Origin of the sequence: Vibrio sp. V23_P3S9T160 (genome assembly GCF_963886625.1) — a bacterium.
Classification (GTDB): domain Bacteria; phylum Pseudomonadota; class Gammaproteobacteria; order Enterobacterales; family Vibrionaceae; genus Vibrio; species Vibrio anguillarum.
Genome location: NZ_CAWPDB010000039.1, coordinates 1 through 6383 on the forward strand (window position 1 = coordinate 1; position 6383 = coordinate 6383).

Sequence of the window (6383 nt, forward strand, 5' to 3'; positions counted from 1 at the left end):
CAGAGTTTATCTCGCCGAGGAAACTGTTGGGATAATGCGCCGATAGAGCGCTTCTTTAGAAGTCTGAAGACGGAATGGGTGCCAACTGTGGGTTATCGTAGCTTCGCTGAGGCTCAACAAGAGATCACCCGCTACATTATCGGATATTACTGCCAACTCAGGCCACATCAGTATAACGGTGGTCTAACTCCCAATGAATCAGAACGATTATATTGGGAAAACTCTAAAACCGTGGCCAATTTTAGTTGACCACTACAGTTACAGTACCTTGAACCGTTGTCAGTGCGTTCTTATGGTTCTTGTTATTTTTACCAATGTTCCAAAACTCTTCGAAAGAAGCGATATCGGCACGTAAGAAGTGGGCGTAGATAAAGGTGTGCTCAGGCCATTCATCGATGAAACCGCGCGCTTTAGCTTTTATCAGCAACTCTTGGATGAACTTGTCGAAGCTGATCTTATAGCCTTTCGTGGTAAGCTGTTTACGCTTATCCATTTCCTCGTCCTTCGACAGCCCTTGATCACGACACTGTTTGATCAGTTTCGCCATGTCAGTATGTTTCACGCCACTAAACGACTTATCACCAATGCGGACACTGTAGGAGTAACAAAGAATATCGTTCTTCTCTGTCTCATTGTTAAAGACCCACTCAGAGTCTATCGATATGTGGATGGCTTTACCCTTGCCACGCATTGCAGCCCACGGAGCAGATTTAACCCCCTCTAAGTATTGATTAATACGTTCATCGACTTCCTTTTTGGCTTCCTCACGCCCTCGCAGCTCGGCTTCGAACTTGCTAACTTGATCATCCAAAAGCAATGACTTTGTATCGAAGAACGTGGATTGAAAGAAGTCTTCTAACTCACGCTCGGTTTCTCGCATCAATTGATAGGCTGTTTTTGGGGCTGTTTCTAACGTTTTCATCTTTATTTACCCATTCGTGAAGAATAAAAAAGACGAAGTACATCCATTACCGGACATACTTCGTCGGTTATCGGATATAGAAAGATTGGTAATAAAGAGGTGCTCGGTGATGAGACTAGTTTAGGAAATTTCGCGCCCGAAGGACTGATGCTCTGATGAGACTAATGCACGTAGGCAGTGGCTTGCTAGACCGTATTACAGCGATGTTATCCTTACTTAAACTTTGCTGTGCGAGCCCATGACTTAACAAACTTGATTAGTTGCAAATAGCCAATGCTATCGACACCTTTCTTTTCAACGTTGTTATTCATACAGGTACGAACATATTTCATTAAATACGCAGATTGCTGCATTGTTCCGTGTTCATCTTCGTAACTCTCAATACAGTGAGCAAGTAGCCCCCCCATAGTTTTACTATTCCCTCGTGGGCAGTCGTCACCATACTGCTCGATGATTTCGATTAGGTCTTTCAGTTTAGGAGTGTTCATAGTATTTACCTTCTTACGTTTAGTTAATTGATAGAATTTTATTTAGATCTGGTTGTGCAAACTTACCAGCTTCATAAGAAACCAGCGCATCATGTAACGCGTCAGCGACCTTCTCACGGGCTTCTAATTGGGAGATAGGCAGGAAGCTCAATATCGCATCACCCTCACCACGAATCAGAATGCCTTTATGATCTCGACCATTACCTTAATCTCATCAAAGCAGTCCATTGATAGGTAGGACAGAAAATTACTCTCCCACATCGAATAGAACTCAGCGACACTGGATTCAGTAATGGGAACTTCACCCATATATCGGATGTAAGCCACACCATTCCCAAAATCAAAGTCGATTTCTTTCTCTAGCTCAGGCATCAATCCACAGTAACTAAAGTCAGTGATGTAATCGAAAACCCATTGATCATTAAGCCTAGTGATACGAATCTCGACAGGGTGATACCCTCCATTTTCAGGACAGTAAGCACGCTCTCGAAAGTTGACGGTTACAGCTTGAGTTGAAGACGACACCTTTCCCGACTCGTTACAAATACGGTTTAAAGCATTTTGAAGGTCTATGCTAATAGGCAGCACAAATCGCTCAACATCAAATTGAAGAGTTAAGTTCATAATAAATTCTCGTTGTAATAATTAAGTAAGTAAACCGCCTCAGAACGAGGCTAGGTATGAAAGATTAGTCAGGGTTAGAGGCTAGTGCTCGAAGCTCAGTCTTCACCACTTCATAGCGCCCAGACACCTGATGTAAGAACACATTATCGGGTACAGGATCGAGGATAGAGATAGTTCGCAGGATAGCCGCTAAGAACCCACACGAATTACTACTTCCACCTGTTATTACTGGTTTCAACGCTGCTGACTTAAGAGTTTTACCAACTTGACCATCAAGTAGCGTAAAGATAGCTTCAAGACGCACCCAACTGTTCGAGAACAATCCCGACGACGAATTTTTAGAAACACGTATATAGAACTCCTGATCATCCTCTTTATAGGCAATCTGGTACTCTAGAAAGCTCTCAGACTTAGGACTAAGCTTTGGACTCTGACCTTCTTTAACAATGGTGAACGAATCGACCTCGTTCTCCTTTTCAACTTTTTGGCTCATACAAATTTCTCCTTATTCAGCCAGTTCAATTAACGTTTTAATCGCTTGGGTAGCGTTACTCGTGGAACCCATAACAAAACTGCCACTCCCATCGTCAGCATGGACACAGCACGCCAAGACATAGGGTTCAGTCTCGTCTGGTAGCAAAATGACAAACTCAGTGTTTTCTAACGCATATGACAGAATGACTCCCATATATTCATCAACGTCAACTAAGTCTTGATCGGTATCATTTCGCTCAATCAAAATCAGACACGTGGAAACTTCCTCCCAAAATTTCTCAGCCTCATCACGGTCACCAGACCAAGGAAGCAACAGCTGATACATCAATTGCTCTTTGATCGGTAAGGGCAACTCCAACCGTTCAGCATCAGTAAGGCTTTTCACAACTTTCATTGAATTTCTCCATCTAAATTCCAGATACGAAAAAGCCCCTGAATAGAGCTAACTATTCAGGGGCTATCTATTTCATTTAATATTAGTTTTCAGATGACTTAGGTTCGGATAGCGCTATATTCTCACTAGCTCTCTCGACCATATCAGACAGAGCATTCGCTCCACGTTCTAGCGCTGTCCTATCAAATTTTCGGTAGTGAAGCGTGCTCGACATATCAGCATGATTCAAGACGCGCTGAACCGACGTAACATCCATCCCAGAGTTCAGTAGATTACTCGCTACTGAATGCCTCGCAGTATGGAAAACAACCCCCTTAGGGTCGATACCAGCACGATCCAGTATCAACCTCAAAGCTTTACGTGGCGGTGATATATGCGTCCCTTCTCGACTACCGGGAAACACATGTGGATTCCCCGGTTGCTTTAAGTCCTGAAGCTCAGAAAGTAACTCCAACATCAGTGGCGATAAATAGACTAAATGGGGTTTCTTATTTTTGGTCGTTTTGATGAAAAGTGTACGATTATCAAAATCAACGTCACTCCATTGCCTCTCCATTAACTCAGATATTCGACAACCTGTTAACCACAGCAATGCAATCAGATTACCTTTAACCTTACAGTAGTAAGTTCTAGCAACCTTTATCAGTAAAGCAGTTTCCTCAATATTTAAGAATCGCTCACGGGCACCATTCTCCGGCAGTAAGCTAACCTTAGTTGCATGATTAGGTAGATCAAAAACCTTAGATGATAGTGAGCAAAATCCCTTAACAAGTGCAATAACCCTGTTATTCGTGGCTACAGAATACGGTTTACCATTATAGGTTTCAGTGGCGAGATGGGATTGAAGCTTCATGATGGCATGAGCAGAAAGTCTATCCATGGGAATTTTGTAGATAGGCTTACATCGCAAGAACCGTGTTTCATCGTCTCTCCATGACTTCTTACGGGTTTTCGACCAGGGTAAATAGGTTTCGTGGAAAAAGGTGAAAACATCGGGTATCACAACAGCAGAGCGTGAATCACGCTCTATCTTCGGGTCAATACCGTCAGCAATTTGGACCTTTAGCTTGCGAGCTTTTGTTCGAGCATCGTTTACATCTAAATCTGGCCAGCGTCCTAAAGCGATACTCGTTTTCTTCCTAGTTACTGGGCTGACATAACGTAAAAGGTACCGTTTGTTTCCCGTCCTACCTACGAGGACCTTTAGACCAATGATCTGTTCATCAGACCATTCAATATCATTAGCTTTACTTGTTGATGGAGGGACTGGAAGCGCTTTGATAGCAGATGGGGTGAGGTTAATAGTTCGGTTGGTCACATGAAGACTCCTATGTGGTTCACATTAGAATCTTCATATATGTCAGTAAGATAAGTTGTTCCGATCAACGCCCCTCTCAATACGGACGACTAAAAAGGCAAGTACTCTTAATATGCTTAGTTTGATAATCGAGTTCGGGGAAAAGTGTCGCTTCATAGATACCGCAGTACTTCAATTCATGCATAATTGACTGCTTATAAGCTTTAGGAACGATAAAGGATCTCGAATGACGATCAAAGAAGTCATTCGTATTTACATAAGACGTCCCAAACATCACTTTCCCTGTATGACAGGTAAAGCAACCTTGTTGAGTTATTAAGCGTCGGTTAATTCTCTTAGGGGTGTACATAAAGCCAGCATGCACCACTGTATCAGTACAACCGTAATGTATGTCAACGCCGATTGGGAAAACTCTACGATCTGTAGGAAACTCACCTACTATATAATCTCTTAGCGATTTACCATTAATAAAGATCTGATCAAGTACTAGTTCTTTACCTCGGCTATCCATGCCTTCAATTAATGAAAGAAAGAAATGGTCAAAATCATCCACATCATTATAAGCAATTAGTTTTTCAGTAAACTCTTTACCAAAGTTGTAATTGTAATAATCAAAATCATTCAAATCTTCAATATAGTTAGGTAAAAAGAAAACCCTGCCGTCTCTATCCGCATCATTAGCACATGCGAAATATAGTGCGACCAAAGCATTCTCAGACCAGTCTAGAAGCCTTGTTGGTAAGCCATAATGCTGTGCATAAGTAAGAAGCTCCAAAGTATCAACGTGCTTTACTCGCGCTTCTGGGTGCATTCGGACAAACTCCTCAATAAGCTTGTTTTCATCGTAGAATTTGCCATTAACAGGACGAAACAATCCAGGAACTAACTTGTGTTGAGCATCTGACTGCCCTCTAAACCACCACGTTTCCAAATTATGCGCAGTTTCAGATTTCGCAAAACTGATAATATCTGCGACAGAGGTTATGATTTTAGTGCTCATAGATTTCTGGTTACCACTCGGAATGTTTTTTATTCCAGACTACAAGAAAACAACCAAAGCAACCAAAGCAACCAAAGCAACCAAAGCAACCACAAGCATATAGATTATTGGTAAGTTTCTATCTTAACTTCGTATAGCGAAATGATTGAGAACTACTAGTACACGGTACTCTATCCTTAAATCTCAGAAACAGTCTTTAGCAATAGTATATTGCCGTCATTCTCGTTTTGCTCAGCGTTGTAATCTCACTTCTAATCATCACCACAGCATGAATAAACGAACATCGGCAACACTCCTACATTGCTATAACAAGGACTGAGATTTATCTCCGGATACCCTACACAACTCGGATAAAGGTTAGCTTTATAAACGACGCACCGTAGCGCACCGTCTGATGAGTGTCGATATGCCCTAGCTCTATCGACTAAAGAACAGTGGGATATAAACTCGTCTCGCTCTCCAGATCTGTAGTACATCGCGACCGGATATGGACCATACCGTTGTCGAATTTCTATGAAAGGTGTTTGTTGGCAATATTCACCCTAGGTAGCCGCAAGCGCTATTCATAGCTATATAGCTCACCACGAGGTTGAAGCTGAAAGTAAAGGATATGTACCGGAAATGTTTTGAAGAGGCTTTATGAGCGTTTCTGATGTATTTCTGATGGGGTTGATAGGTAGGAGATCGGGAAGTATCTATTTTTCATAACGCTAGATAGCAAAAAGTCCCAACCTAAGTTGAGACTTTCTATACCCCGAAAGGAAATATGGCAGGGGTGGAGAGATTCGAACTCCCAACACGCGGATTTGGAATCCGCTGCTCTGCCAGTTGGAGCTACACCCCTAAAACTTTATCTTACTCATTGAAGAAAGCCTCAACGTGACTGCTGAGGCTCTTAATAAGTGGCGGAGCGGACGGGACTCGAACCCGCGACCCCCGGCGTGACAGGCCGGTATTCTAACCAACTGAACTACCGCTCCGCAGCGTGTCTGGTTAGACGTTTCGTCTACTTTTTTTGCCTTTAGATTTTTTAAAAAAATCTAAAAACAACAAGTCAAAGCCTGGCGATGTCCTACTCTCACATGGGGAGACCCCACACTACCATCGGCGCTGTTGTGTTTCACTTCTGAGTTCGGCATGGA

At 42.5% G+C, this 6383-nt stretch carries 8 protein-coding genes, 2 tRNA genes and 1 rRNA gene; 1 reads left to right on the forward strand and 10 read right to left on the reverse strand.

The annotated features are described in order from the left end of the window. The coding region (locus AACU59_RS02440) for an integrase core domain-containing protein (RefSeq protein WP_161437571.1) at positions 1-249 on the forward strand (249 nt) is incomplete at its 5' end. Here AACU59_RS02440 and AACU59_RS02445 read toward each other — a convergent pair. The 10 genes from AACU59_RS02445 to rrf all read right to left on the reverse strand — a co-directional run. Beyond that, a complete protein-coding gene (locus AACU59_RS02445; protein ID WP_237666651.1) occupies positions 242-922 on the reverse strand; it encodes a hypothetical protein in 681 nt (226 codons plus the stop codon). The two genes, AACU59_RS02440 and AACU59_RS02445, sit on opposite strands and share 8 nt — an antisense overlap. 212 nt (positions 923-1134) lie before the next feature. Next, positions 1135-1410, reverse strand: coding sequence for a hypothetical protein (locus AACU59_RS02450; protein WP_094145008.1), 276 nt, complete (start codon positions 1408-1410; stop codon positions 1135-1137). Between the two features lie 174 nt (positions 1411-1584). Further along, entirely contained in the window at positions 1585-2034 is a 450-nt protein-coding gene (locus AACU59_RS02455; RefSeq protein WP_094145009.1) for a DUF2787 family protein, read from the reverse strand. A 64-nt stretch (positions 2035-2098) separates the two neighbouring features. Next, entirely contained in the window at positions 2099-2527 is a 429-nt protein-coding gene (locus AACU59_RS02460) for a hypothetical protein (RefSeq protein ID WP_094145010.1), read from the reverse strand. A gap of 12 nt (positions 2528-2539) precedes the next feature. Next, positions 2540-2923 (reverse strand): hypothetical protein, encoded by a 384-nt coding sequence (locus AACU59_RS02465; RefSeq protein ID WP_094145011.1) that lies wholly within the window; start codon positions 2921-2923, stop codon positions 2540-2542. Positions 2924-3005: 82 nt separating this feature from the next. Next, on the reverse strand, positions 3006-4241 hold the full coding sequence (locus tag AACU59_RS02470; protein WP_094145012.1) for a site-specific integrase: 1236 nt from the start codon (positions 4239-4241) through the stop codon (positions 3006-3008). A 76-nt stretch (positions 4242-4317) separates the two neighbouring features. Next, positions 4318-5241 (reverse strand): FRG domain-containing protein, encoded by a 924-nt coding sequence (locus tag AACU59_RS02475; protein ID WP_161437827.1) that lies wholly within the window; start codon positions 5239-5241, stop codon positions 4318-4320. A gap of 767 nt (positions 5242-6008) precedes the next feature. Continuing rightward, a tRNA-Trp gene (locus AACU59_RS02480) sits at positions 6009-6085 on the reverse strand. Between the two features lie 59 nt (positions 6086-6144). Beyond that, positions 6145-6221, reverse strand: a tRNA-Asp gene (locus AACU59_RS02485). A gap of 79 nt (positions 6222-6300) precedes the next feature. Beyond that, positions 6301-6383: ribosomal RNA gene (gene rrf, locus AACU59_RS18150) — 5S ribosomal RNA — on the reverse strand; the annotation flags it as partial.

Excerpts from the sequence above, each read along its gene's own strand:
- AACU59_RS02455 (WP_094145009.1), bottom strand. The coding sequence starts at position 2,034 with ATGAACTTAACTCTTCAATTTGATGTTGAGCGATTTGTGCTGCCTATT.
- AACU59_RS02465 (WP_094145011.1), bottom strand. The coding sequence starts at position 2,923 with ATGAAAGTTGTGAAAAGCCTTACTGATGCTGAACGGTTGGAGTTGCCC.
- AACU59_RS02460 (WP_094145010.1), bottom strand. The coding sequence starts at position 2,527 with ATGAGCCAAAAAGTTGAAAAGGAGAACGAGGTCGATTCGTTCACCATT.
- AACU59_RS02475 (WP_161437827.1), bottom strand. The coding sequence starts at position 5,241 with ATGAGCACTAAAATCATAACCTCTGTCGCAGATATTATCAGTTTTGCG.
- AACU59_RS02445 (WP_237666651.1), bottom strand. The coding sequence starts at position 922 with ATGAAAACGTTAGAAACAGCCCCAAAAACAGCCTATCAATTGATGCGA.
- AACU59_RS02450 (WP_094145008.1), bottom strand. The coding sequence starts at position 1,410 with ATGAACACTCCTAAACTGAAAGACCTAATCGAAATCATCGAGCAGTAT.